This window comes from Pseudomonas sp. BLCC-B112 (genome assembly GCF_028550695.1).
Classification (GTDB): domain Bacteria; phylum Pseudomonadota; class Gammaproteobacteria; order Pseudomonadales; family Pseudomonadaceae; genus Aquipseudomonas; species Aquipseudomonas danubii.
In genome coordinates, this window is record NZ_JAQQGK010000011.1 from 1 (window position 1) to 24,822 (window position 24,822).

A 24,822-nucleotide genomic window follows, 5' to 3' on the forward strand; every position below is an offset into this window, starting at 1 on the left:
GGGTGATCGGCGACGCTGCCACTGCCGGGTTGATAGGGCGTGACGCCGAGCTTGGGGAACCAGGTCTGATCCTCGCTGAACACCAGCAGGTGATCATCGATCGAGTGCTGGTGGTGCCAGGCGATGCCCTCTTCGGCGCACAGGCGCTGGATGAACTCAAAATCGCTTTCAGCGTATTGGGTGCAGTATTCGCGCTGTGGGGCATTGCCGATATGAAAGGTAAACACATCTGGCAAAATGCCATGTTCCTGGAGCACTTGAGCCACGATCTGCGGCACCGTCAGGTGTTGGAAAATCCGCTGGTTGTGGCTGAACTGCAGATAATAAAGTGCTGGCACCAGGGTCAGGTGGTAATGGGTCAGGCGCCTGCCGGACTCGCCGACCCTGACCTCTTCGATGCGGCCATGCAGGCCCTCGCCGTTGAGGCCCAAGCGCAGAAACGCGGGCTGGCAAAGCAGGCTTTGCAGATCGAAATCGGGGTTTTCGCTAACCAGCTCAACGTGGATCGCATACAAGGCGCTGATGGCTTCAAGGCCATCAAAGGCCAGTACTTGGAAATCGTGGCGGACGGCGGGAATAAAAAGCTCGAACGGTGCAGAGTCGGCCGGTGCGAACATGAGCTTGTCCTTAAGCTGATGAAAGACCGGCCGGGACGCTAGCAAAGCACAAACGCTATTGATATGAGACCTATCTCAAATCAGGCGCTCGCCAGCGAGCTGTCGACGCCTGACGCTAAACCGATCGAAATTAGCGATTGACGCCAGGGCTGCCTGACAAAAAACACCCGCCCTCGCTCTGAGCACAAATTTGTAAGGGGATGCCGCTGAACAGCGGAGTTGAATCTCTTTGTTTTGTAGGGCAAATCCGAGAGAATCCCCCACGCCTTTGAGCGCCTTGTACCCCTTCGAACGATCAGGCAGTCTCCCGGTGCCGCTGCCAAATCAGCGGCCCGGATGTGGAAGTTCGGACCTGGGTAAGCATGAGCGCTCATGAGCATGCTCGACGCATTGTCGTCGGCATCGCTTTATGGCGGTTGTGCGCGGGACACCTTCGGGTGTGCTGGGTTACTCAGTCCCGGTCTTCCACACCCTCGCACAACTGCCACCCCTCATGTGGAAGTGAGCTCGGCAGTCCGTTAACTACTGAGTGAGTGACCGTCATGAAAAAGCTCGTCCCCGACCCACCCTTGTCCACCGATCATCCACGCCGCGACCCGGAGCTGGACCGCGCCAACGCCAACCTGCTGGCCGCCTTGCACGGCACCCGCCATCGCCCTTTCGGCCTGCGCGACGCCCAGGGCCACCCGCTGTTCGCCGTGCAACCCCAGGTGAATGCCGAAGACGCCCTGATGCACGTTTCCTTGCTGCTCAAATGCGCCGAAGAGGTGTCCGATGAAATCACCGAACGAGCCAGCGGCATCGAGCGCGGGCTGATCTGGTCCATGGTGCATTCCGTGGAAATGGCCCGCGCCGTGGTGGACGCCCTGCTCGACAGCGCCCGCACCACTCCCTGACGCAACCTGTAGCCGCTGCCGAGCCCGCGAGGCTGCGAAAAGGTCCGCAGGACCTTCAGCGACCTTGAGAACCCTGCGTCCCTTCGGGCCGTTCGCAGCCTGCGGCAGCGGCTACAGGTTTTGCCCGGCGCGGTGGATAATCAGCCTCCCGCCGCCACCGGCAATGACGACCAAGGCACCCTGTCGATGGACCCGACGCACACCCAAGCTCTGCAACAGTTACGCAAGCTGATCCCCATCGGCCTGCGCCACGCCCAGGCCCTGCTCGCCCGTTGCGCCAATAATCCGCAGCAAGCCGCCGAGCTCTACAAAGCCGAGCTGTTGCAGGTGCTGGTAGACAAATCCGGCCTGCCACCCGAGCAAGCCCGGGAACACTTGCTCAACGCCGCTTACGACCTGAACCGCGCCCTGCACGCTATAGAAGAAGCGCGTTTCACCCTGACCCAGCGCATCCTGCGCAAGCACCACCGGGACCCGGGCCAGGCCCTGGACCTGATCGCCCAGGCCATCGAAACCGCCGAGCAGCTGCCGCGTCAGTACTGGCTGGATTTCCAACGACTGGAGGCGCTGCCCCCGGCACCGCGCTGCTTCATGATCCTGCACGAATGGCTGGCCTTCGAGGGCTGGGAAGGCTTCGACAGCGCCCTGCACTTTCACCTGCCCCAGGCCATCGCTCAGTTCAGGCTCCTGCATCTGGACGCCCTGGCGGACACCCTGGAGCAGGCCGATCAGCGCCAGCAGCAGCTACGAGCCGCCCACGCCGGGAGCGAAGGCCCCGTCGAGCTGGCCATGCGCATCAACCAGGACCCGTTCTTCAACCGCTGCCAGGACCACTTCAACCAGCAGCGGCCGCAGCTGGACGAGCGCCTGTACCAGTGGGTGGAGCAACATCTGGAGCAGTTTCCAGCCTGAACAGCCGCTCGGCGTTGGCGCACACGCCGCTGCTCAACACACCCCAGAAGCCGGTAGACTGCCGCCCTCACCGAACACGGACCTCGGATTCAGCCCCCATGGAATTGCACTACCGCATCACCCCCGCCCACACCGAAGCCTGGATTGCCGAACCGCTGAAGCAGGAATTGCTCAAGGATGATCAGCAGCATGTCCGGGCCATGAGCACATTTGCCCGGTGGCAAAGCCGCTTGATCGGTCCCGTGATGTTCACCCTGTGTCTGATCGGCGGCTGCCTGTCGATCTATTTCCCCGAGCGGACCTTCACCCCGGAGAAGGTCATCGCCATGGTGGCGTTCGCCTTGATCTTCATCCCCCTGTGGTGGCGCTTTTCCGGACGCTGGATCAAGCACCTGCAAACCCGGATTGCCGCCACCCCGATCAAACCCCAAGCGCCGTTGCGCGGGTTGAGTCAGCGCCTGATCGAAACCCGCTTGCGGGCCGTCGAAGGCACCTATTGCCTGAACTTCGACGACCAGGGCTTCACCCTGCTCAACACCCGCGGAGGTCAGAGCAGCCTGGCCTGGAAGCAGATCGCAAGCGTGCAGGAAATACCCGACTTCTACCTCGTGGCGGACGCCGATATGGAGCGTCAAGGCGTGGCCTGCTTCATCGCCAAACACACTGACCTGATGCCCACCGAGGCCTACCAGCAGGGGCTGCAAGCCTTCCTGAGCCAATGCCCGGCGGCACTGCCAGCGCACTAACTCCCTCTCGCAACGCCAGCCTCGACGCCCACACACACGGAATTTGCATGTACACATCAGCGTCCTCCCCCCGCCCGGCCCGCGCCCTGGCTATCCTCGGCACCGGCCACGCCCTGCCGCAGCGGGTGGTCACCAGTGCCGAGCTGGACCGCCAGCTCGGCCTGGAAGCCGGCAGCGTGGCGCGCATCAGCGGGGTGCAGCAGCGCCACGTCGCCGATCCTGCGGACACCGCCGCCAGCCTCGGTGCCAGTGCCGCGCGCCGGGCCCTGGACGCGGCGGGCCTGGCGCTGGATCAGCTGGACCTGATCGTCTGCGCCAGCGGCACCATGGACCAAGGCATGCCCTGCAACGCCGCGTTGCTGCAACGGGAATTGGGCCTGGGGCAGTCGGGCATCCCGGCCATGGACATCAACGCCAGCTGCCTGGGCTTTATTGCCGCCCTGGACACCCTGTCCTGGCCGATCCAGGCCGGGCATTACCGGCGCGTGCTGCTGGTGTGCGCCGACATCGCCTCCTGCGGCCTGGACTGGCAGCAGGTGGAAGTCTGCGGCATCTTCGGCGACGGCGCGGCAGCGGTGGTGCTGGAAGCGGGCGACGGCGGCCCGAAGATCCTCGCCTCGCGCCTCAAGACCTACGCCGAAGGCGCTGCGCTGTGCCAGATCCCCGCCGGCGGTTCGCGCTTTCATCCGCGGCGCATCGACGTGCCGTTCGAGCCCCTGACCAGCTTCGCCATGCAGGGCAAAGGCGTGTTCCGCCTCGCGGCCAAGCACCTGCCCGAACTGATGGACGATTTGCTGCAGCAAGCCGCACTGTCCCTTGCGCAGATCGACTGGGTCATCCCCCATCAAGCCAGCCAGCAGGCCATGCAGCATGCGGCCAAACGCCTGAGCCTGGGGCCGGAGAAAGTCATCGATATCTTTGCCCAGCATGGCAATCAGGTGGCGGCGTCGCTGCCCACCGCTCTGGACATCGCGGTGCGCGACGGGCGCATTCAACGCGGACAAACCCTGATGCTGATCGGCACCGGCGCGGGCCTGTCCCTCGGCGGCATGATCCTGGAGTTTTGATGAAGATCCTGGTCACCGGCGGCACCGGTTTTATCGGACGGCATCTGGTCTGGAAGCTGGCCGCCGAAGGCTGCGAGGTGCAGTTCAGCGGGCGCAACCCCGAGGCGGCGGCCGAGGTGATTGCCCACAGCCCGGCGCCGGTGCGCTGGCTGCCCCTGGAGCACGGCAGCCCGTTGGCCAAACGCCTGCTGGCCGATGCCAGCCGCGAGCATGACGCCATCGTGCATTGCGCCGCCTTGTCTTCGCCCTGGGGCTCGCCCCAGGCGTTTACCCGGGCCAACCTCGACTCCACCGCCGAGGTGATCCACGCCTGCGGCAAGAACCGCATCCCGCGGCTGGTGCATATCTCCACCCCGAGCTTGTACTTCAACTTCAGCGACCGCCTGGGCATCCGCGAAGACCAGCCGCTGCCACCACCGGTGAATGACTACGCCCGCAGCAAGGCCCAGGCCGAAACCCTGCTGGCAGACGCCAAGCTGCCCGAATGCGTGATCCTGCGCCCCCGGGCGGTGTTCGGCCCCTGGGACGCAACCCTGATGCCGCGCCTGCTGCGGGTGATGCAACGCGGGGCGATTCCGCTGATGCGCGGCGGCCAGGCACAGTTGGACCTGACCTGCGTCGACAATCTGGTGCACGCGGTGTGGCTGGCCCTGACCCGGCCCCTGCCGCGCCCGCTGTGCGTGTACAACCTGAGCAATGGCACGCCGTTGGCCTTCAAGGACCTGCTGCAACAGATGGCCGAGCACTTCCAACTGCCGCTGCGCACCCGTCGCCTGCCCTGGCCCCTGGTGCATGGCGTGGCGCGCCTGCTGGAACTCAAGGCACGGCTGGGCAACGGCGCCGAGCCCTTGATCACCCGCTACGGCGCAGGCGTCCTGGCCTTCAGTCAGACCCTGGACATCAGCGCCATCCAGCGCGAGCTGGGCTATCGCCCGGTGATCAGCCAGGACCAGGGCATCGCCCAGCACGCCCAATGGTGGCTGGCCCAACAGAGACAAAAACCATGAGCCGCAGCGTCAGCTTGAAGATCCTCCGGGCCGGCTGGTGCCAGCATCTGGAATGCATGGCCGACCGTGGCGGGCGCCTGGCGCCGGTGCAGTTTCCGGCCTTGTGCGGGCTGATCCAGCACCCGGAGCACGGCTGGATTTTGTACGACACCGGCTACGCCGAGCACTTCTTCCAGGCCACCCGCGCCCTGCCCGAGCGCCTGTACCGCAGTGCGGTGCCAGTGCAGTTGCCGGTGGCCGAACAGCTGGGGGCGCAGCTGCATGAGCTGGGCATCGGCCCGGGGGATATCCGCCATGTGATCATTTCCCACTTCCACGCCGACCATATCGCCGGGCTGCGGGATTTTGCCAACGCGCGCTTTATCGCCCTGGAAGCCGATTACCGGCATATCGACAGCCTGCGCGGTCAGCGTTGGCGCGCCACCTTGGGCGGCCATCTACCGGGCTTGCTGCCGGACGACTTCAGCGCCCGCCTGCGCCTGGCCGAAGCCAGCCCCAGCTGTGCGCTGCCAAGCTGGATGGCGCCCTTCGAGCAAGGCCTGGATCTGTTCGGCGACAGCAGCCTGATCGGCGTGCCGCTGCCCGGGCACAGCGCCGGCCAGCTGGGCCTGTTCATCCCCGATGCCCAGGGCCGGCCGGTGTTCCTGGTGGCCGACGCCTGCTGGTCGGTGCCGGCCTGCCGCGCCGAGCGCCTGCCCGCTGCACCGGCACTGTGGTTTGCCAGCGCCGACCGTCAGCAGTACGTGCGCACTTACCACGGCCTGGGCCAGCTGATCCGCCGTGAACCAGCGGTGGCGGTGCTGCCGTCCCATTGCACCCAGGCCTGGGAGGCATTCGCCAATGAACAGTGAACGCCTACTGGGCACCCTGCGCAGCATCGGTGCATTCGTGTTCAGCCGCTACGCCCTGCGCTTTCGCCGTCGCGAGCGGCTGGAAGCCTGGCAGGCCCGGCGCCTCAAGCACTTCATGGCCAAAGTCCTGCCCCGTGGCCAGCGCTTCAACGAGCTGACCCACGACGGCCTGCACAGCTTGCCGCTCATGGACAAAGCCACCCTGATGAGCGACTTCGCCGCCTTCAACACCCGCGCCCTGAGCCTGGAACAGGTGTTGCCGGTGGCCCTGCAGGCCGAGCGTTCCCGGGACTTCAGCCCGACCCTGGGGGACATCACCGTGGGCCTGTCCAGCGGCACCTCGGGGGCCCAGGGGGTGTTCCTGGTCAGCAGCGTGGAACGCCAACGCTGGGCCGGCATCCTGCTGGCGCGGACCCTGCCCCGAGCCCTGCTGCCCCGGTTGCTGTGCCCCTGGCTGGCGCCGCTGCGGATCGCCTTCTTCTTGCGGGCCAATAGCCGCCTGTACACCACCCTCGCCAGCCGCCGCATCGACTTCGCCTTTCATGACCTGACCCTGGGCCTGACCACCTCCCTGCAACGCCTCAACCAACAGAACCCGGACGTGCTGGTGGCCCCGGCCACGGTACTGCGGGGGCTGGCCCAGGCGGCCCTGGCCGGGCAGCTGACGATCCGCCCACAACACATCCTGTCGGTGGCCGAAGTGCTGGAAAGCATCGACGCCGAACTAGTGCAGCAAGCCTTCGAGCGCAAGCCACAGCAGATCTATCAGGCCAGCGAAGGCTTTCTCGGCTACACCTGCGAGGCCGGCACCCTGCACCTGAATGAAAGCCACCTGCACATCGAGCCGCAATGGCTGGACCCTGAGCGCACGCGCTTCCAGCCGATCATCACCGACTTTTCCCGGCGTACACAGTTGATCGTGCGTTATCGCCTCAACGACATTCTGCGGGTGGCCAGCGCGCCCTGCCCCTGCGGCCGTGCGGAGCGGGCCATCGCCGCCGTGGAAGGCCGCGCCGACGAGATCCTCTGGCTGCCCCGGCTCGACGGCCCGCAGCTGGCACCGCTCTACCCTGACGTATTGCGCCGGGCGCTGCTGATGCTCGGGGCGGCGCTTGAGGAATACGAAATTCACCAGCGCGGGCTGCTCTGGCAGATCAACCTGCACACCCGCGGCGACTACCACGGGCTGTGCCAGCGCTTGAGCGAAGCCCTCGCCGAGCTCTGCGCGCAACAAGGGCTGCAGGCGCCGCAGCTGAGCTTCGGCCACTGGCAGGCACCGCCGCCACACGCGAAAAGACGCCGCCTGCTGATGCTGCAACTGCCCGAGGGACTGCCATGCGTGTATTGATTCTCGGCGCCCGGGCCCCGGCCTCTCTGGAATGGGCCCGGGCCTTTAGCCAAGCCGGCTGGACGGTGACCGTGGCCGATTCCCTGGCCCAGCCCCTGAGCCGTTTCAGCCGCGCCGCCGAGCACTTCGTGCGCCTGCCGGAGCCGCGCCACGACCCGGATGCCTGGATCGAAGCCCTGGCCGAGGTCATCCGCCAACAGGCCATCGACCTGCTGCTGCCCACCTGCGAAGAGGTGTTCTACCTGGCCCACGGCCTGGAGCGCCTGCGGCCTTTGTGCCGGGTGTTCACCAGTGATTTCGAGCTGCTGCACCGCCTGCATCACAAGGGCGATTTTGCTGCCATGACCCAGGGCTGGGACGTGGCCGCGCCGCCGACCCAAGTGCTGCATGACCCGGCCGCGTTGCAAGCGCTGGCCGCCGAGCACGACGCCCTGGTGTTCAAGCCGGCCTATTCGCGCTTCGCCTCCCAGACCCTGATCCGCCCGAGCCCGGCGCAACTGGCGAAAGTGCGGCCCAGTAGCGATGCGCCCTGGGTGGCCCAGCGCTTTGTCCCCGGCCAGGAGTACTGCAGCTTCAGCGTACTGGTGGACGGCCAGTTGCGCGCCCACAGCAGCTATCAGCCGCGCTACCGGGTCGGGCGCGGCTCGGGGATCTACTTCCACAGCTGTGCCCCGGCGCCGATCCGTGCGTTTCTGGAGCAGTTCGGCCGGGCCACCGGCTACACCGGGCAGGTGGGTTTTGACTTTATCGAGGACCAGCAGGGCCGCTTCCACGTGCTGGAGTGCAACCCCAGGGCCACCAGCGGCGTGCACCTGTTCGACGATCAGCGGGTGCAACTGGTGGCAGCGCTGGGCAGCGAAACCGACGCTGCGCTGGAGGCGACCCTGGAACCCCGGATGATCGCCCTGGCCATGCTGCTTCTGGCGGCGCCGCAACGGGCCTTGAGCCGCGAGTTCTGGCACGACTACCAACAAGCCCGGGACGTGATCGTCCAGGACGGCGATCGCGGTCCACTGACCGCCCAGTTGCTGAGCCTGAGCGAGATCATCGGCCGCGCCCTGACCCGCCGCTGCGGGCTGCTGGCCGCCTCCACCGCCGATATCGAGTGGAACGGCCAGCCTCTGGGGGCACAGCGCCAATGAAACTGCTGCTGCCCGAGCAACTGGCCCTTGAGCCCCCGAGCATTGGCGACAGCCACGCCCGGCAGTACGTGCGCACCTGCGCCGGCGGCGCGCTGATCGGCAATGTCAGCACCGCCCTGGCCCTGCTGGACACCGGCCATCAGCAGTTCCCGGTGAGCATCAACCACGGCCACGACCCTGTGGATAACTGTTACGTGGTCTCGCCACAAACCGCCTACAGCGGCTACGCCCGGGAAGAACTGCAGCGCCTGAAACGGCCCTGGCTGGCCCGGCCACTGAAGCTGCTGACCCAGGGCGTGGACCGGCTGCTGAGCGCGGCCAAGGTCGACCGTTTGGTGCAGATCAATAACTGGCTGCTGTCGACCAACCTCTACCCCGCCGATTGGGATGGTTCGGATTTGCCGGCGATCACCGAACTGCTGCGCCGGGAGTTTCCCGACCACGGCTTTGGCTTTCGCTCGCTCAACGACTTCAGCAACCTCGCACTGCGCAAGCGCCTGCAAGCCCTGGGCTACCTGGCTATTCCCAGCCGTCAGGTGTACCTGTTCGACGGCCGCGAGGGCGAGAATTCAGCCTTCCTGCGCCACCACAACACCCGCCTGGACGCCACCCTGCTGCGCCGCAGCCCGTATACGGTGGTGCCCGGCAGCGAGCTGAACGAGGCCGACTTCCAGCGCATCGAGCAGCTGTACAACCTGCTGTACCTGGACAAATACAGCCGCCTGAACCCCCACTACAGCGCCCAATGGCTGCAACGCGGGCAAGCCGAGGGCTGGCTGGAAGTGCGCGCCCTGCGCAACGCCGAAGGGCGTATTGACGGCGCCTTGGGCTGGTTCGCCAACAGCGCCCTGATCAGCACGCCCATCGTCGGCTACGACACCGCCCTGCCCCAGCGCGCCGGCCTGTACCGGCAGCTGACCAGGCTGTGCCTGCAAGAGGCGGTGAACCGTCGTCAGGTGCTCAACTTCAGCTCCGGCGCCGCCGCCTTCAAACGCCTGCGCGGCGGTGAGCCAGAGATCGAATACAGCCTGATCCACGTCGCCCACCTGCCCTGGCCAAGGCGCCTGGTGTGGCACCTGATGGGCCTGCTGCTGCAACGGATCGGCGTACCGCTGATGAGGAAGCTCAAATTGTGAACAGTCACTCGGGCTGGTGGCCCGTCGCCCTGAGCCGGCAGCTGCACAAGCAACCCCTGGCCTGCACCCTGCACGGCGTGCCGCTGGTGCTGTTTCGCGACGCCGACGGCGCCGCCGCGGTGCTGCCGGACCGTTGCCCTCACCGCTTTGCGCCCCTGAGCGCCGGCCGGGTGCGCGACGGGCAGATCCAGTGCCCCTACCACGGCTGGCGCTTCGATCCCCAGGGCCGTTGCACTCAGCTGCCCGGCCAGGAGCAGCAGCGGTGCAGCCAACCCTTGCTGCAACCGCTGCACAGCTGCGAAGCCCAGGGGCTGGTGTGGGCCAGCCTTGCCAGCGAGCGGCCGGACAAGCCTCCGGTGGCCGCCGCCGAACAGGCCCAGGCGCTGGATGTGTTCTGGATCAGCGACCGAGTGCAGTGCAGCTTGCAGGACGCCGCGGAGAACTTCCTCGACGGCTTCCACACCCATTTCGTGCATGCCGGCTGGATTCGCCACGACCGCCAGCGCCAGCGCATTCGTGCCTGGGTGCATCAGCTCGAAGACGGGGTCGAAGCCCAATACAGCGAAGAAGGCACCCAATCCGGACTGATCTCCCGACTGTTCGAAGGCGAACGCGGCCTCAGCATGGGGCGCTTTCGCCTGCCGGGGCTGGCGGAAATCGAATACCGTGACCGCCAGGGCCGACTCAACCTACTAGTCAGCGCCTGGCTGAGCCCGGCCGCCGAGGGCCAACTGCGGCTGTTCGCCCGCATCGCCACAGCCCAGGGCCGCCTGCCGGGCTGGCTCAAACGCGGCGTGCTGCAGCCCTTGTTCAAGGTGATCCTCAAGCAGGACCGGCAGATCCTGGAAAAAGTCAGCGCCAACCAGCAGCGCTTTGCCCAGGTGCCGCTGCGCTGGCACCGACCCACGCCTCTGGACAGCTCGCTGGATCTGCTGGGGCCGTGGATTCGCCAGTTGCTGGAGCAGGGTGAACTGAAGGACTTCCAAGAACGCCGAGAGGAATTCTGGCTGTAGCCCCGCAAGCCGGCTGGCCGGCGAACAGGGCTTCAAGACGGACACCGCTCAAACGGCCCCCTTCGCTGGCCAGCCAGCGCCTGCGATTACCAGGGGCTCGCGGGGATGATACGGGCCCCTTGGAGCCCCTGTTCGCGGGGTTTGCCGGGCAGGACAAGAACCGATTCAGCCTCCCGCCAGCACTGCCGTTCCTCGGCTCGACACGCAACATGCAGACGGCGAGCCCGCGCACCGGTATAGTGCGCCCCCTCTTCACGTGGACAGCCGTCGGTAACGAGGCTCACACCCACGGGAAACCCGAACTAATAACAACCCGCGAAATATAGAACCGGGACGAACGCTCGCCCCACCGCCTTGCCGTGCGTGCAATCAGCGGTGTAACTGAATGTTTCCGTCTGCTCTGCTTTTGCCTACACAAAAAACAGCGAGGAATAATCCATGCTCGAAGTCATCAACGACTTCCTCTCAGGGAAAGTACTGATCGTGCTCATCGTCGGGCTCGGCAGCTACTTCACGATCCGCTCGCGTTTCGTTCAATTGCGCCATTTCCTCCATATGTTCGCGGTGTTCCGCGACAGCCTGAAAAGCAGCGCCGGCCAACTCAGCTCGTTCCAGGCGCTGATGCTCAGCCTCGCCGGCCGAGTGGGTGCAGGCAACATCGCCGGCGTCGGCATCGCCGTAACCCTGGGTGGCCCCGGCGCGGTGTTCTGGATGTGGGTGACCGCGCTGGTGGGCATGTCCAGCAGCTTCTTCGAGTGCTCCCTCGGCCAGTTGTACAAGCGCTGCGACGCCGAAGGCCAGTACCGTGGCGGCCCGTCCTACTACATCGAGCACGGCCTGAAGATGCGCTGGCTGGGCATGATCATGGCCTTCCTGCTGCTGGTGACCTTCGGTTTCGCCTTCAACGGCCTGCAGGCCCACGCCGTGACCCACTCGCTCAAGGACGCGTTCAACTTCGACACCACCTACTCCGGCATCACCATGGCCGTGTTGCTGGGCCTGGTGTTCGTCGGCGGTATCAAGCGCATCGCCAAGGTCGCCGACCTCTTGGTACCGGTGAAAACCCTGGCCTACATCGGCGTGACCCTGTACGTGATCGTGCTGCAGATCGACCACGTGCCCGGGATGCTGATGACCATCGTCAAGAGCGCCTTCGGTCTGGACCAGGCCTTTGGCGGCCTGATCGGCAGCGCCATCATCATGGGCGTGAAACGGGGCGTGTTCGCCAACGAGGCGGGCCTGGGCAGTGCACCGAACGTCGCCGCCGTGGCCTCGGTCGAGCATCCGGTCGCCCAAGGCGTGGTCCAGGCGTTCAGCGTGTTCCTCGACACCTTCTTGATCTGCACCTGCACCGCGCTGCTGATCCTGCTGTCGGGCTTCTACACCCCGGGCTTTGAAGGCGACGGCATTGCCCTGACCCAGAACTCCCTGGCCGCAGTGGTCGGCGAATGGGGCCGGGTATTCATCTCGGTGGCCCTGTCACTGTTCGTGTTCACCTCGATTCTCTACAACTACTACTTGGGCGAGAGCAACCTGCGCTTCTTGATCGGTGAGAACCGCAAAGGGCTGATCGCCTACCGGGTGCTGGTACTGGTCCTGATCTTCTGGGGCGCGGTGGAGAACCTGGGCACGGTGTTCGCCTTCGCCGACATCACCATGACCCTGCTGGCCTTCGTCAACCTGATCGCCCTGTTCCTGCTGTTCAAGATCGCCCTGCGTGTGCTCAAGGACTACGACGACCAGCGCGCCGCAGGCATCAAGACCCCGGTGTTCGATTCCAGCAAGTTCCCCGACCTGGACCTGGACACCAAGGCCTGGCCGGCCAACCCGCAGATCCCGGCCGTGAAGGCCGACGCCCAGGCCGCCCCGGCCAACGCCAGCCCAGCGCAACGCTGAGTGCTTAAAGTCGGGCGACGTCCTGTCGCCCGACGTGACATCGTGCGTGGCCAGAGGCATGCTTGCGGCCCACGCTGCCATCGCCCAGGAGAGGCTCAATGGACCCTGCAACTTTTCCCGCTGCGCAACAGGTCATGGTGCTCTACACCGGCGGCACCATCGGCATGCAGGCCAGCGCCGACGGCCTGGCCCCGGCTTCCGGTTTCGAAGCCCGGATGCGCGAGTACCTGCACAGCCAGCCTGAGCTGGTGGTGCCCAACTGGCGCTTTCGCGAGATGGCGCCGCTGATCGACAGCGCCAACATGACCCCCGACTACTGGCAGCGCCTGCGTGCAGCGGTGGTCGAAGCCGTGGACCAGGGTTGCGACAGCGTGCTGATCCTCCACGGCACCGACACCCTGGCCTACAGCGCCGCCGCCATGAGCTTCCAGTTGCTGGGGCTGCCAGCGCGGGTGCTGTTCACCGGCTCGATGCTGCCGGCCGGTGTGCCTGACAGCGACGCCTGGGAAAACCTCAGTGGCGCCCTGTTGGCCCTGGGCCAGGGCCTGGCACCGGGGGTGCACCTGTACTTCCACGGCGAACTGCTGGCCCCGACCCGCTGCGCGAAAATCCGCAGTTTCGGCCGTCACCCGTTCGCCGCCCTGCAACGCAATGGCGGCGGCGCAAAGGCCGAAGCGATTCCGTCGGCGCTGGACTACCGCCAGGCCAAGCAACTGGCCAAGGTCGGCGTGCTGCCGCTGTTCCCCGGCATCAGCGCCGAGCTGCTGGACGGCGTGCTCGACAGCGGCATCCAGGCCCTGGTGCTGGAGTGCTTCGGCAGCGGCACCGGTCCTAGCGACAACCCGGCGTTCCTGGCCAGTCTCAAGCGCGCACAGGAGCAAGGCATCGTCGTGGTGGCGGTGACCCAGTGCCATGAAGGCGGTGTGGAGCTGGACATCTACGAAGCCGGCAGCCGCCTGCGCGGCGTGGGCGTGCTGTCCGGTGGCGGCATGACTCGCGAAGCGGCGTTCGGCAAGCTCAATGCGCTGCTCGGTGCCGGGCTGGAAAGCGCCGAAGTGCGGCGCCTGGTCGAACTCGATCTGTGTGGCGAGTTGAGCTGAAGCTCGCGCTCGGGAGCCGGTGGCTACTGCGGTAGCTGCCGGCTCGACGACGAGCAGAGGGTGGCTGTCAGGTTACTTTTTGACCGAGTAATCCTGGCCCCAGACCCGCACCGAACTCGAGCTCTCGATTGGCCCTTCAAACACGAACTTCTGCCGCACTGCCGCCTTGGCCGGGATGGTGACTTCGTCCGGGTTGTCGAGGCTGACAGTCAGATTGTTGGCGTAACCGTCCTGGTCGATCGCCAGCAGGGCGCCGGTCTGCTTGAGGTTGATCAGTCGCAACTGGCTGTCGCTGCTGTTCTTGAAGCCCAGGGTAACGTTGAAGCTGTCACCGACGGCTTCGGTCTTCAACACCTGAACGTCGACGCGGCCTTTCATTTGCTCGCGGGAGGAAATGATCGAGGCACCGTCAACACCTTGCGCCGATTGGCGACCATCGAGCACGCCTTCGCTGACGCCGCCCAAGAGGTTCTTGCCTGCCGAAATGGCTGATGAGACGGCTGACTTGGCAGAGTCCTTGATGGTGCTTTCGCTGCTTGGCTCAGCCTCGGCCAGGCACAGCGAACTCAGGAGCAAGCCGGACACCAAAAGCAGGGAACGCGCAGGAGTGAGGGTCATACATAATCCTTTATCGGGGGAGCTACACCGCCACCTCAGGCGGTGAATGGCAGGCAGGTTGCACCAATCAAAGCGCCAAGTCACTAGCCACACAACGCCCGGAATACCAAATGACGCTGGCCGGCAAACCGCAGGTCTGATCGCGGGCGGCATGCAAATTGCTCCTGTCCCCGGTCTTCCCCAGGCTGGAATCTGCGCATGCTGCACTCGCACCTCACCACCCTCAATGCGGTTTCACTGGTCCTCAATACCTTCAAGGAGCAGGGCCAGGACAGCGACGCGCTGCTGGCCGGCAGCGGCATCAACCCCGCCGACCTGAGCCGCGCCGACACTCGCATCACCACCAACCAGGAGATGCTGGTGTGCGCCAATGCCGTGGCCCTGCAACGGGATATCGGCCTGGAACTGGGCCGGCGCATGCACGTTTCCTCCTACGGCATGCTCGGCTATGCCCTGCTCACCAGTGCCACCTTAGGTGACGCTTTGCGCCTGGCCATGCGCTATCCGGCGCTGATGGGAACACTTTTCGAACTGAGCCTGGAAGCCGACGGCCCGCGCATCTGGTTCACCGCCGCCGGCTACCGCGAAAGCCCGGCCCTGGCCGCGTTCAATACCGAGTTCTGCCTGGTGTCGCTGAAGGTCATCTGCGACGACTTGCTGGGCCACCCGCTGCCGCTGCTGGGCGCGCGCTTCGACTATCCGGCGCCGGACTATCAACAGCGCTACCGCGAAGCCTTCGACTGTCCGCTGCAGTTCAACGCCCGCAGCAACGCCTTCGCCTTCGACCAGCAATGGCTCGAACACCCCCTGCCCCTGGCGGATGCCATCACCCACCAGGCCATGGCCGAACGCTGCCGCAAGCAGAACACCGAGTTCACCGGGCGCCAGGCCTGGCTGGGGCGCATCCGCCAGCTGCTGGCGGCGCAACTGGACGCCGCGCCGGGGCTGGAAGGGCTGGCGGAACAGATGAACTGCTCGGCCCGGACCCTGCGCCGCCATCTGCGCGACCTGGGCTGCAGCTATCAGGAACTGCTGGACGAGCTGCGCTTCGAGCGGGCCAAGCAGATGCTCTGCGAAGACCAGCTGCCCATCTACCGCATCGCCGAGGCCCTGGGCTTCAGCGAAACCGCGAGCTTTCGCCATGCCTTCATCCGCTGGAGCGGTGTGGCGCCGAGCCAGTTCCGGCCCTGAGACAAACCCCGGCATAAAGCTACCGATTGCATTACATTGCCGACCTTTGAAACCGGCAAGGGACTGCAAGCTTGAACCTAATCACAGGCGCCATCGCCCGGCGCATCGGTATTCGCGGGGGGTGCCTGGCGCTGGTGCTGCTAGCCGGCCTCCCCCTCGCCCAAGCCTTCGAGCTGTCCAAAATCCGCTGGTGGGAGATGCAGAGCAGCATCCTTCTGGACGATCCGGAAACCGCCACCCTGCAACTCGAACCCTTTGCCCTGCCCGGGCTGGCCCAAGCGCCGGCCCGAGTGATCCTCAGCCAATACCACGGCCTGTTCTATCTCAATGGCTATGCGGATGGGCAGTACCGGCAGCGGGTCTACAAGTCGCCGCCCCTGCCGCTGTTCAACGCCCAGGAACTACAGGCCTGCGTGCCCGAGCAGCGACCTGTTGGAGCCACGGACAACTGGCCGTCGAGCAAGCAGCTTGCATCCGCCCTGAGCCTGACCAAACTGAGTTTCGACTGCCAGAGCCCAGGCTGGGAGTTGAGCAATCGCTATCTGCTGGTGGACAGCCGCGATCCCCAGCGGCCGTTGCTGGCCATCGGTCAACGCCAAGGCGAGGCACAGATCGACTTCACCCCGCAGCAACCGATCAGCCCCGAACTGCAGCAGCAATGGCTGCAAGCCCTGCACAAATACCCGAAGCTGCTGGAACCCTTTGACGCCAGCAGCGGCCAGCTGCGCGTCAAGCCCTATGCGCCGCCGCCCAGCGCGGAGCAGATCTGGACCGAATTTCGCCAGCTGCACACGCAATTGCGCGATGCCAAAGACAAGGCTCCGGGCATCGCCCGGGTGGAAGAGTTCTTCAGCCGTCATGACTTTCGCGCGATCGCCCCCGAGCGCAGTACCTACCCGGGCCTGCTCAACGACATCGCCTATTGGGCCACCGAGGCCGGCCAGTTGCAGAGCGCCCGACCGTGGCTGGCGTACGTGCTGCGTCGCGACCCGGGGCGCATGCCGACCTACCTCAATCTGGCGGACCTGGATTGGCGCCTGTACCAACAGCAGCCCGCAGACACCCGGTACCGGGGCCGGGCCATGGAGAACTATCGGCTGTATTGCGGGCTGCGCCTGCAACGCCAGCTCGGGGTCCCCGCCAGGGTCACCCAGCGCCTGGGCCTTGAGGCACCCAGCGAACCGGCCTGCCAAAGCGCCTGGCCGCTGGTGACGGCGGTGGACCAGGGTGACGCGGGCGAAGTCCGGCGCCTGCTGGAGAACGGCCTGAGCGGCGACGTGATCGCCGCCGATGGGCGCCCGGCGCTGTTGCACGCCCTGGATAAGCCCGACCTGGACATCGCCCGGCTGTTGCTGGCCCATGGCGCCCGCCCACAGGGCCAGTACAACGGCCGCACCCAGGTGGTCCTGGCCATGCGCCGCGACCTCAAGGACAACCCGGACCTGAGCCAGGCCAAGCGCCTGAACTTCCTGCTGCAAGCCGGTGCCGCCATCGATGAACAGGATGTCCAGGGCGGCACCGCGCTGCAGGCCATGGCCAAGGAACGCGACGACATCGAGCGCTTCAACTGGCTGCTGCAACACCCGCAAGACCTCGACAAGCGCAGCGGGCCAGACGGCGAAACCGCACTGTTCCTGGCGCTCAAGGGCGGCAACTACGCCGCTGCCAGAGAACTGATAGAGGCCGGTGCCAACCTCAACCTGAGCTACGGCCGCGGTTTCTGCGCACAGCAGCCGGTTCGCCAAAGCCTGCTGATGATCGTCGCCGAACAGGGCTCGCCCGAGGTCATCAATCCCTGGGTCAGCCAGCAACAGAGCCTGGACATGTTCACCCTGCTGCTGGAAAAAGGCGCCGACCCCAACGTCGGCCGCTACTGCAAGAACAACGGCTACACCTGGCTGCTGGAGATCATGGCCCGGCGCAAGCGCGACGACATGCTCAAGGTGCTGCAAGGCTTTGCGCCGCCACCGCCGGCGACGGCGTTTCGCCTTTGAGGCGTGGCGCCGAACCCGCGGAGCCCCTGAAACAAAGCCCGGCACAACGGCGCCGATTGCATTACATTGCCGAGCTTTCTACCGGCAAGGGACTGCAACGTTGAAGCTATTCTCAGGCGCCATCGCCCGGCGCATCGGCATTCGCGGGCTTGGCCTGGCGCTGGCGCTGCTGGCTGGCGCACCCGCCGCCCAGGCCTTCGACCTGGACCTGGGCGCGATCAAATGGTCGGGAATGGCTCGCTACTTCGTCATCGACTACCCGGAAACCGCCACCCTGCAACTCAAGCCGTTCCCCGTGCCGGGCCGGGAGCGAGTGCCGGCGCGGATCGTCCTGAGCCAGTACCGCGGGCTGTTCTACCTCAACGCCTATCAGGACCTGAAGTACCAGCAGCGGGTCTACAAATCGCCGCCCATGGCCCTGTTCAGCCCCGAAGAACTGCGGGCCTGTGCGGCCCCGGAGTATCCGGTGCCAGTCGCCGACAACTGGCCCACGAGCAATACCCTGGACACCGGCATCACCCTGACCTCGCTCGACTTCAAGTGCCAGGAGCCCAGCGATTGGCAACTCAGCCGACGCTACCTGCTGATCGACCAGCGCGATCCGCAGCGCCCGCTGCTGGCGATCAGTCACCGCCGGGACCTGACCCAGATGGAGTTCACCCCGCTGCAACCCATCAGCGAGGAAACCGGGCAGCAATGGCTGCAGGCCCTGGAGACATTCCCGCCGTGGTTCCGCCCTTTCACCCAAGGTAGCGGGCCGATCATCGTCAACGCCTTTGTGCCAGCGCCAGCCTCGAACCCGGACAGCATCTGGAAAGCGTTCCGCGCGCTGCACGAGCAACTGCGCACCGCCAAGGACAAGCAACCGGGCATCCACCGGGTGGAGGACTTCTTCGTCACCCATGACTTTCGCAGCATCGCCACCGAGCGCCGTGAATACGCCGGCCTGCTCAACGACATCGCCTACTGGACCAGCGAAGCCGGGCACCTGAGAACCGCCCGCCCCTGGCTCAAGGAAGTGTTGCGCCGTGACCCCGGGCGCATGCCGACCTACCTCAACCTGGCGGACCTGGACTGGGCGATCTACCAACAACGCACGCAGGACAACATCCACCAGGGCCGGGCCATCGAGGGTTACCGGGTGTATTGCGGCCTGCGCCTGAAGCGCCAGATGAGCATCCCGCCCCGGGTCCTGCAGCGCCTGGGCCTGAACGCCGCCAACCCCCGAGACTGCCAGGCCTTCTGGCCGCTGGTGGACGCGGTGGATGCCGGCGATCTGGCCGAAGTGCAGCGCCTGCTGGCCAGTGGCATCAGCGGTGAGGTCATGGCCGACGATGGCCGCAGCGCCTTGCTGCATGCCCTGGACGCCCCGCGCCTGGACATCGCCCGGCTGCTGCTGGAGCACGGCGCCCACACCAGCGGCCTGTACAACTGGACCACCCTGGCGACCCTGGCCATGCGCCGCGACCTGGGCGACAGCCCCGACCTGAGCCAGGGCGGGCGCCTGAAGTTCCTCATCGACGCTGGCGTCGCCGTCGACGAGCCGGACAGCCAGGGCCAGACGCCACTGATGCAGATGGCCGAGAACAAGCGCAGCCTGCAAGGCTTCACTTGGCTGCTGCAACACCCGCAAAACCTCGACCGGCGCAGAACCGACGATGGTGAAACCGCGCTGTATCGGGCGTTCTCGGGCAACAACTACGAGGCCGTGCGACAACTGATAGCCGCTGGTGCCAACCTCAACCTGAGCTACGGCCGCGGCACCTGCTACAACCAGCCCGTCGGCGAGAGCCTGCTGACCCTGGTGGCCGACAAGACCTCCGCCGACGACAAGGCGCCCTACGTCAGCCAACGGGACACCCTGGACCTGTTCACCCTGCTGCTGGAAAAAGGCGCCGATCCCAATGTCGGCCAGCACTGCGAGAAAAAGGGCTACGCGCTGTTGCTGGAAGCCATCGCCCGGAAAAAACGCGAGGACATGCTCAAGGTGCTGCAGCGCTACGCTCCCGCCCCGCCCGCCGGCTGAAACCCGTGGCGCCCCGCAATGGGGCGCCACGCCTCTTTAAGGGGCGAATTTCGGTCAAACACTTTGGCCAGATCAATCCCCTTTTGGCCGCTCCTGCCGTTCTCCGAAACCCCGCGCCCCGCAAGACTGTGATCCACCGAATCAGCCTGCGGAGAACAAGAAAATGCTGACGATCTACTCGGACGATCACCACCTGCACCACGGCCGTTGTGAACTTATCGACGGGCAATTGATGCCCTGCTTTGAAATGCCTTCCCGGGCCGACCATGTGCTGGACCGGGTGAAGTACCGCAACCTTGGTCCGGTAGAGGCGCCCAAGGACTTCGGCCTGGGGCCCATCGAACGCGTCCACAGCCGGGCCTACCTGGACTTCTTCAAAGGCGCCTGGGAGCGCTGGGCGGCACAGGGCATCGACGGCGACCTGCTGCCCTACACCTGGCCGGCGCGCACCCTGCGCAGCGTGATTCCCACCAGCCTCCATGGCCAGCTCGGCTACTACAGCTTCGACGGCGGCGCGCCGATCACCGCCGGCACCTGGCAGGCGGCCTACAGCGCAGCGCAAGTGGCCCTCACCGCCCAGGCGGTGATCCAGCGCGGTGCCCGCAGCGCCTTTGCCCTGTGCCGGCCACCAGGACACCACGCCGCCAGCGACCTGATGGGCGGCTACTGCTACCTGAACAACGCGGCCATCGCCGCCCAGGCCTTCCTCGACCAGGGCCACAAGAAAGTCGCGATCCTCGATGTCGACTACCACCACGGCAACGGCACCCAGTCGATCTTCTACGCGCGCAGCGACGTGCTCTTCACCTCGATCCACGGCCACCCGGAAGCCGAGTTCCCGTTCTTCCTGGGCTATGCCGACGAAAGCGGCGAAGGCGCCGGGGAAGGCTTCAACTTCAACTACCCGCTGGCCGCCGGCAGCGGCTGGGATGAGTGGAGCGCAGCCCTGGAGCAGGCCTGCAACCAGATCCACAGCTATGACGCCGACATCATCGTGGTGTCCCTGGGCGTGGACACTTTCAAGGACGACCCGATCTCGCAATTCAAACTCGACAGCCCGGATTACCTGGCCATGGGCAAGCGCATCGCCGCCCTCGGCAAGCCGACGCTGTTCGTCATGGAAGGCGGTTACGCGGTAGAGGAAATCGGCATCAACGCCGTGAACGTTCTCGAAGGTTTTCAAAGCGCCCAGTGAGGGACTCGCATCATGCAAAGACTCAAACGCTTAATGGTTCCAGCCCTGTGCGCCAGCCTGCTGGGCACCGCCGCCCACGCCGAGGAGCGCACGCTGCGGGTGTACAACTGGTTCGACTACATCACCCCCAAGGCCCTGGAAGATTTCAAGGCGCAGAACAGCCAGGTGAAGCTGGTCTACGACATCTTCGACACCAACGAAGCCCTGGAAGCCAAGCTGCTGACCGGCAACTCCGGGTATGACGTGGTGGTGCCGTCCAACGTGTTCCTGGCCAAGCAGATCGAGGCCGGGGTGTTCCAGCCCCTGGACCGCAGCAAGCTGCCCAACTGGAACCACCTGGATCCCAAGCTGATGAAGCTGATCGAGGCCAACGACCCGGGCAACCAGTTCGCCGTGCCCTACATGTACGGCACCATCCTGATCGGCTTCAACCCGGACAAGGTCAAGGCCGCCCTGGGCGACAAGGCGCCGGTGGACAGTTGGGACCTGATCTTCAAGGAAGAGAACATCAGCAAGCTCAAGCAGTGCGGCGTGGCCCTGCTGGATTCGCCTTCGGAAATCCTGCCCCTGGCCCTGCAACACCTGGGCCTGGACCCCAACAGCAAGAAGCCGGCGGACTACGAGAAGGCTGAGGCGCTGCTGATGAAGATCCGGCCGTACATCACCTACTTCCACTCGTCCAAGTACATGGCCGACATCGCCAATGGCGATATCTGCGTGGCGGTGGGCTACTCGGGGAGCTTCTCCCAGGCCGCCAACCGCGCCAAGGAAGCCAAGAACGGCGTGACCGTGGACATGCGTCTGCCCAAGGAAGGCGCGCCGATCTGGTTCGACATGCTGGCGATCCCCAAGGGCGCCAAGAACCCGGAAGATGCCTACACCTTCATCAACTACCTGCTGCAACCTCAGGTGATCGCCCCGGTCAGCGACTTTGTCGGTTACCCCAACCCGAACAAGGACGCTACCGGACTGGTGGACCCTTCGATCCGCAACAACCCCAACCTGTATCCGACGGAAGCGGCGATGAGCACCCTGTACACGCTGCAACCGCTGCCCCGTGATGCAGAGCGGGCGCGGACCCGGGCCTGGACCAAGATCAAGTCCGGGACCTGATCCGGCGGACGATGGGCGCGCGGTCAGTGATAGACCGCGCTGTCTGCTGCGCCGGCAAGCCGACTCCTGCACCGCGGCGTTTAGCAGCCCGTGAGGCCTTGGGGCGTGCGCTCTTCGGCGAAGAACCAGGGGCGCAGGCGCACGCCGACGCCGTTGCCGATAAAGGCCGCCACCAGCCACAGCCAGCCATGCAGGCTGCCGGAGGCGATGCCGCTGAAGTAGGCGCCGATGTTGCAGCCATAGGCCAGGCGCGAACCGTAGCCCAGCAGCAGCCCGCCAATCACCGCCGCCACCAGGGAACGGGTGGGGATTCTCAGGTTGGGGGCAAAACGTCCCGCCAGTCCCGCTGCCAGCAAGGCCCCCAGGACGATGCCGATGTCCATGACGCTGGTGATGTCCTGCCACACCGGGGCGGCCAGGGCCTTGGCGTTCGCCGCGCCCTGCCAGAACACCCAACTGCCCACGTCTACGCCCAAGCCACTGGCGACTTTCGCGCCCCACAGGGCAAAGGCCGAGGTGATGCCCCATGGGCGCCCGGCCAGGGCCAGGGTGGCAAAGTTGAGCAAGGCCAGGGCCACCGCGCCCCAGACCAGCGGCCAGGGACCGCGCAACAGTCGGCGCCAGCCCTGGTGCTGGCTGGTGACCGGGGCTTCGAGGCTGCCGTAGCGGCGTTTTTCCAGGGTCTGGGTGAGCAAGGCGATCAGCGCGAACAGGCACAGGCTCAAGCCCAGGGCCGGGCCGACGCCGAAGCTCTGGACGATGGAGATCGGTGGCAGCGACGGCAAGGCAAACCACCAGTCCACATGATGGGTGGCAATCAGCGAGCCGCAGATGAAGAACGCCAGGGTCACCAGCATCCGCGCATTGCCGCCGCCGACGGTGAACAGGGTGCCCGAGGCGCAACCGCCCCCCAGTTGCATGCCGATGCCGAAAATGAAGGCACCGAAGATCACCGACACCCCGGCCGGCGCCACCAGCCCCACCACCGGCTGGCCGAACAGGCTGCCCGCCCCCAGCGCCGGGAAGAACAGCAACACCGCCAGGGCCAGCATGACCATCTGCGCGCGCAGGCCAGCACCGCGCCGATCACGGATAAACACCCGCCAGGCCGAGGTGAAACCGAAGGCGGCGTGGTACAGGGTGAGCCCCAGGGCGGCACCCAGCAGCAACAGCAGCACCTGTCGCGCACCCACCTGGGTCTGCAGGAACAGGGCGCCGGCCACCAGTAGCAGCAAGGCGAACAGGGGGGCGCCGAACATGCGTTGCGGGGCCACGGGGAGGGTCTGGCTCATGAGGCTTCTCGGGCAGGGAAATGGCCGCGAGTATAACCCGTCAGACCCGCCAGGCCTGGCGCAGGCGGCCCAGGGCGGCCTGGATATCGGCCTCAGGCACCGCGGCGAAGCCCAGCACCAGCCCAGCCCGTTGGTCCTCGGGCAACAGGGTTTCCGGCAACCAGTAAGTGCTCAAGCCGTTGACCTCGACATCGACACTGGCCGCCTGCTCCAGCAGTTGCTGCTCCCGGGCCAGGCTGTCCACGCGCACTGTCAGGTGCAACCCGGCGGCCACCGTGGGCAGCGGTCCGACGCCTGGAATCGCCTCGGGCCAGCCGGCGAGCAAGGTATTGCGCCGGCTCAGGGCGGCCCGGCGCATGCGCCGGATATGCCGCTGGAAATGCCCGGCGGCCATGAACTCGGCCATCACCGCCTGGGTGCTGACCTCGGAGTGGCGCACGTCCACCGCCCGGCGCTGGGCGAAGGCCTGCACCAGATTCGGCGGCAGCACCAGGTAGCCCAGGCGCAAGGCCGGGAACGCCACCTTGCCGAAGGTGCCGACGTAGATCACCCGGCCCTGCCGGTCCAGCGCCGCCAGGGGGGCCAGGGGCGCGCCGCTGTAGCGGTACTCGCCGTCGTAGTCGTCCTCGACGATCCAGCCGCCGCTGCGCTCGGCCCAGGCCAGCAGCTCCAGGCGCCGGGCCAGGCTCATGATCACCCCCGTGGGGTACTGGTGGGACGGGGTGACATAGGCCAGGCGGCAGTTGGGCAACTGCTCCAGCTGACGGCAGTCGATGCCCTCCTGATCCACCGCCACGCCCTGCAACTGTGCCCCGGCTACGGCGAAGGCGTGACCGGCCGCCCGATAGCCGGGGTTTTCCACAGCCACGCTGTCGCCGGGCTCCACCAGCAGCTGTGCACAAAGGCTGATGCCCTGTTGCGCGCCACTGGTGATCACAATTTGTTCAGCGCTGCATTGCAGCCCACGGGCACTGCGCAGGTAAGCGGCGATCAGGCTGCGCAGTCGCGAATCGCCAGCGGAATCGCCGTAGCACAGCTGACGCAGGTCCGGCCTGCGCCAGAAAGCCGCATTCAGCTTGGCCCAGACCTCGAACGGGAACAGATCGAAAGCCGGCACGCCGACCCGAAAAGCCCGCGGCGGGCCACTGGGCGGCGTGCTCAGATGATGCTTTTGCAGGCGCTGCACACCACTGCTGTGGATAACTTTACTGGATGCATCACCAGTTATTTCGGTCGAATTTGTGGATAAACCTGTGGGTAAGCCTGTTGACAACCCTGTGGATACTTTTGTGGATAGTTTTTTGATGGGTAAGCGGGTTTCTGGCAATTGGGCCACGTAGGTGCCATCGCCGACCCGGCCTTCGATAAAACCCTCGGCATACAGCTGGTCATAGGCGCGCACCACGCTGTTGCGGGAAATCCCCAATGCCGCCGCCAGATCACGGCTGGCCGGCAGGCGCGTGCCGCTGGCCAGGCGCCCGTCCAGCACCCGCAGGCGCAGGGCCTGGTACAGCTGGCGGCTGAGGCCCTGGCGGCGATCCAGCTCGATCCCGGCAGGGTTGAAAGACAGCGGAGGCAAAGCACTGTTCATCGAGGCGCCCCAGGGATTGGACCCACAAAATAGACCAAAGATGGCTCTTACAACGAACCATTAGCCTGCCT

21 protein-coding genes are annotated in these 24,822 nt (G+C 65.8%); 17 read left to right on the top strand and 4 right to left on the bottom strand.

Annotated elements, in window-relative coordinates; all coding sequences use genetic code 11:
• The coding region (tssI, locus tag PQT43_RS25515; protein WP_272754950.1) for a type VI secretion system tip protein TssI/VgrG at positions 1–617 on the bottom strand (617 nt) is incomplete at its 3' end.
• Between the two features lie 542 nt (positions 618–1,159).
• Here tssI and PQT43_RS25520 point away from each other — a divergent pair.
• The 12 genes from PQT43_RS25520 to PQT43_RS25575 all read left to right on the top strand — a co-directional run bounded on the left by PQT43_RS25520 (position 1,160) and on the right by PQT43_RS25575 (position 13,731).
• Positions 1,160–1,513, top strand: a complete 354-nt coding sequence (locus PQT43_RS25520; RefSeq protein WP_272754952.1) for a DUF6124 family protein — start codon at positions 1,160–1,162, stop codon at positions 1,511–1,513.
• Between the two features lie 132 nt (positions 1,514–1,645).
• Entirely contained in the window at positions 1,646–2,425 is a 780-nt protein-coding gene (locus PQT43_RS25525) for a hypothetical protein (protein ID WP_272754954.1), read from the top strand.
• 98 nt (positions 2,426–2,523) lie between these two features.
• Positions 2,524–3,171 carry a YcxB family protein gene (locus PQT43_RS25530; protein ID WP_253084109.1) on the top strand — a complete coding sequence of 216 codons (648 nt, stop codon included), beginning with the start codon at positions 2,524–2,526 and terminating at the stop codon, positions 3,169–3,171.
• 47 nt (positions 3,172–3,218) lie between these two features.
• Positions 3,219–4,238, top strand: coding sequence for a beta-ketoacyl-ACP synthase 3 (locus PQT43_RS25535; protein ID WP_272754955.1), 1,020 nt, complete (start codon positions 3,219–3,221; stop codon positions 4,236–4,238).
• Positions 4,238–5,245, top strand: a complete 1,008-nt coding sequence (locus tag PQT43_RS25540) for an NAD-dependent epimerase/dehydratase family protein (protein ID WP_272754957.1) — start codon at positions 4,238–4,240, stop codon at positions 5,243–5,245. Before PQT43_RS25535 ends, PQT43_RS25540 begins: the two co-directional genes overlap by 1 nt.
• Entirely contained in the window at positions 5,242–6,096 is an 855-nt protein-coding gene (locus tag PQT43_RS25545) for an MBL fold metallo-hydrolase (protein WP_272754959.1), read from the top strand. Before PQT43_RS25540 ends, PQT43_RS25545 begins: the two co-directional genes overlap by 4 nt.
• The gene (locus PQT43_RS25550; protein WP_272754961.1) at positions 6,086–7,444 is read left to right on the top strand and encodes a F390 synthetase-related protein; all 1,359 of its coding nucleotides are present in this window, start codon (positions 6,086–6,088) and stop codon (positions 7,442–7,444) included. The genes PQT43_RS25545 and PQT43_RS25550 overlap by 11 nt, the downstream gene beginning before the upstream one ends.
• Complete coding sequence (locus PQT43_RS25555) at positions 7,432–8,586, top strand: ATP-grasp domain-containing protein (RefSeq protein ID WP_272754963.1); 1,155 nt, start codon at positions 7,432–7,434, stop codon at positions 8,584–8,586. The genes PQT43_RS25550 and PQT43_RS25555 overlap by 13 nt, the downstream gene beginning before the upstream one ends.
• Positions 8,583–9,722, top strand: coding sequence for a hypothetical protein (locus PQT43_RS25560; RefSeq protein ID WP_272754965.1), 1,140 nt, complete (start codon positions 8,583–8,585; stop codon positions 9,720–9,722). Before PQT43_RS25555 ends, PQT43_RS25560 begins: the two co-directional genes overlap by 4 nt.
• Positions 9,719–10,735 (top strand): aromatic ring-hydroxylating oxygenase subunit alpha, encoded by a 1,017-nt coding sequence (locus tag PQT43_RS25565; protein ID WP_102881341.1) that lies wholly within the window; start codon positions 9,719–9,721, stop codon positions 10,733–10,735. The genes PQT43_RS25560 and PQT43_RS25565 overlap by 4 nt, the downstream gene beginning before the upstream one ends.
• Before the next feature lie 438 nt (positions 10,736–11,173).
• Positions 11,174–12,631 (top strand): alanine/glycine:cation symporter family protein, encoded by a 1,458-nt coding sequence (locus tag PQT43_RS25570; protein WP_253084117.1) that lies wholly within the window; start codon positions 11,174–11,176, stop codon positions 12,629–12,631.
• Between the two features lie 98 nt (positions 12,632–12,729).
• Complete coding sequence (locus PQT43_RS25575; RefSeq protein ID WP_272754966.1) at positions 12,730–13,731, top strand: asparaginase; 1,002 nt, start codon at positions 12,730–12,732, stop codon at positions 13,729–13,731.
• A gap of 72 nt (positions 13,732–13,803) precedes the next feature.
• Here PQT43_RS25575 and PQT43_RS25580 read toward each other — a convergent pair whose 3' ends face one another.
• On the bottom strand, positions 13,804–14,349 hold the full coding sequence (locus PQT43_RS25580) for a hypothetical protein (RefSeq protein ID WP_253084119.1): 546 nt from the start codon (positions 14,347–14,349) through the stop codon (positions 13,804–13,806).
• A gap of 198 nt (positions 14,350–14,547) precedes the next feature.
• Between PQT43_RS25580 and PQT43_RS25585 the strand changes: the two genes are divergently transcribed.
• From PQT43_RS25585 to PQT43_RS25605, 5 genes are all read left to right on the top strand, one after another.
• Entirely contained in the window at positions 14,548–15,540 is a 993-nt protein-coding gene (locus PQT43_RS25585; RefSeq protein WP_123390112.1) for an AraC family transcriptional regulator, read from the top strand.
• Between the two features lie 71 nt (positions 15,541–15,611).
• Positions 15,612–17,534 (top strand): ankyrin repeat domain-containing protein, encoded by a 1,923-nt coding sequence (locus PQT43_RS25590; protein WP_442962476.1) that lies wholly within the window; start codon positions 15,612–15,614, stop codon positions 17,532–17,534.
• Between the two features lie 100 nt (positions 17,535–17,634).
• Complete coding sequence (locus tag PQT43_RS25595; protein ID WP_272754968.1) at positions 17,635–19,560, top strand: ankyrin repeat domain-containing protein; 1,926 nt, start codon at positions 17,635–17,637, stop codon at positions 19,558–19,560.
• Positions 19,561–19,723: 163 nt separating this feature from the next.
• A complete protein-coding gene (locus PQT43_RS25600; RefSeq protein ID WP_170001406.1) occupies positions 19,724–20,755 on the top strand; it encodes a histone deacetylase family protein in 1,032 nt (343 codons plus the stop codon).
• Between the two features lie 12 nt (positions 20,756–20,767).
• A complete protein-coding gene (locus PQT43_RS25605; RefSeq protein ID WP_253084121.1) occupies positions 20,768–21,868 on the top strand; it encodes a polyamine ABC transporter substrate-binding protein in 1,101 nt (366 codons plus the stop codon).
• A gap of 80 nt (positions 21,869–21,948) precedes the next feature.
• On the opposite strand, the gene PQT43_RS25610 is transcribed toward PQT43_RS25605, so the two are convergent.
• Together PQT43_RS25610 and pdxR are read right to left on the bottom strand one after the other, a co-directional pair.
• On the bottom strand, positions 21,949–23,160 hold the full coding sequence (locus PQT43_RS25610; protein WP_272754971.1) for a YeeE/YedE family protein: 1,212 nt from the start codon (positions 23,158–23,160) through the stop codon (positions 21,949–21,951).
• Between the two features lie 40 nt (positions 23,161–23,200).
• The gene (pdxR, locus tag PQT43_RS25615; RefSeq protein WP_272754972.1) at positions 23,201–24,751 is read right to left on the bottom strand and encodes a MocR-like pyridoxine biosynthesis transcription factor PdxR; all 1,551 of its coding nucleotides are present in this window, start codon (positions 24,749–24,751) and stop codon (positions 23,201–23,203) included.
• Between the last annotated feature and the right edge of the window lie 71 nt (positions 24,752–24,822).

What these genes read in the sequence shown, in the direction of transcription:
- PQT43_RS25545 (WP_272754959.1), top strand. Translation starts at nt 5,242, where the DNA reads ATGAGCCGCAGCGTCAGCTTGAAGATCCTCCGGGCCGGCTGGTGCCAG.
- PQT43_RS25550 (WP_272754961.1), top strand. Translation starts at nt 6,086, where the DNA reads ATGAACAGTGAACGCCTACTGGGCACCCTGCGCAGCATCGGTGCATTC.
- PQT43_RS25535 (WP_272754955.1), top strand. Translation starts at nt 3,219, where the DNA reads ATGTACACATCAGCGTCCTCCCCCCGCCCGGCCCGCGCCCTGGCTATC.
- PQT43_RS25585 (WP_123390112.1), top strand. Translation starts at nt 14,548, where the DNA reads ATGCTGCACTCGCACCTCACCACCCTCAATGCGGTTTCACTGGTCCTC.
- PQT43_RS25530 (WP_253084109.1), top strand. Translation starts at nt 2,524, where the DNA reads ATGGAATTGCACTACCGCATCACCCCCGCCCACACCGAAGCCTGGATT.
- PQT43_RS25555 (WP_272754963.1), top strand. Translation starts at nt 7,432, where the DNA reads ATGCGTGTATTGATTCTCGGCGCCCGGGCCCCGGCCTCTCTGGAATGG.
- PQT43_RS25560 (WP_272754965.1), top strand. Translation starts at nt 8,583, where the DNA reads ATGAAACTGCTGCTGCCCGAGCAACTGGCCCTTGAGCCCCCGAGCATT.
- PQT43_RS25600 (WP_170001406.1), top strand. Translation starts at nt 19,724, where the DNA reads ATGCTGACGATCTACTCGGACGATCACCACCTGCACCACGGCCGTTGT.
- PQT43_RS25520 (WP_272754952.1), top strand. Translation starts at nt 1,160, where the DNA reads ATGAAAAAGCTCGTCCCCGACCCACCCTTGTCCACCGATCATCCACGC.
- PQT43_RS25570 (WP_253084117.1), top strand. Translation starts at nt 11,174, where the DNA reads ATGCTCGAAGTCATCAACGACTTCCTCTCAGGGAAAGTACTGATCGTG.
- PQT43_RS25605 (WP_253084121.1), top strand. Translation starts at nt 20,768, where the DNA reads ATGCAAAGACTCAAACGCTTAATGGTTCCAGCCCTGTGCGCCAGCCTG.
- PQT43_RS25580 (WP_253084119.1), bottom strand. Translation starts at nt 14,349, where the DNA reads ATGACCCTCACTCCTGCGCGTTCCCTGCTTTTGGTGTCCGGCTTGCTC.
- PQT43_RS25575 (WP_272754966.1), top strand. Translation starts at nt 12,730, where the DNA reads ATGGACCCTGCAACTTTTCCCGCTGCGCAACAGGTCATGGTGCTCTAC.
- pdxR (WP_272754972.1), bottom strand. Translation starts at nt 24,751, where the DNA reads ATGAACAGTGCTTTGCCTCCGCTGTCTTTCAACCCTGCCGGGATCGAG.
- PQT43_RS25540 (WP_272754957.1), top strand. Translation starts at nt 4,238, where the DNA reads ATGAAGATCCTGGTCACCGGCGGCACCGGTTTTATCGGACGGCATCTG.
- PQT43_RS25610 (WP_272754971.1), bottom strand. Translation starts at nt 23,160, where the DNA reads ATGAGCCAGACCCTCCCCGTGGCCCCGCAACGCATGTTCGGCGCCCCC.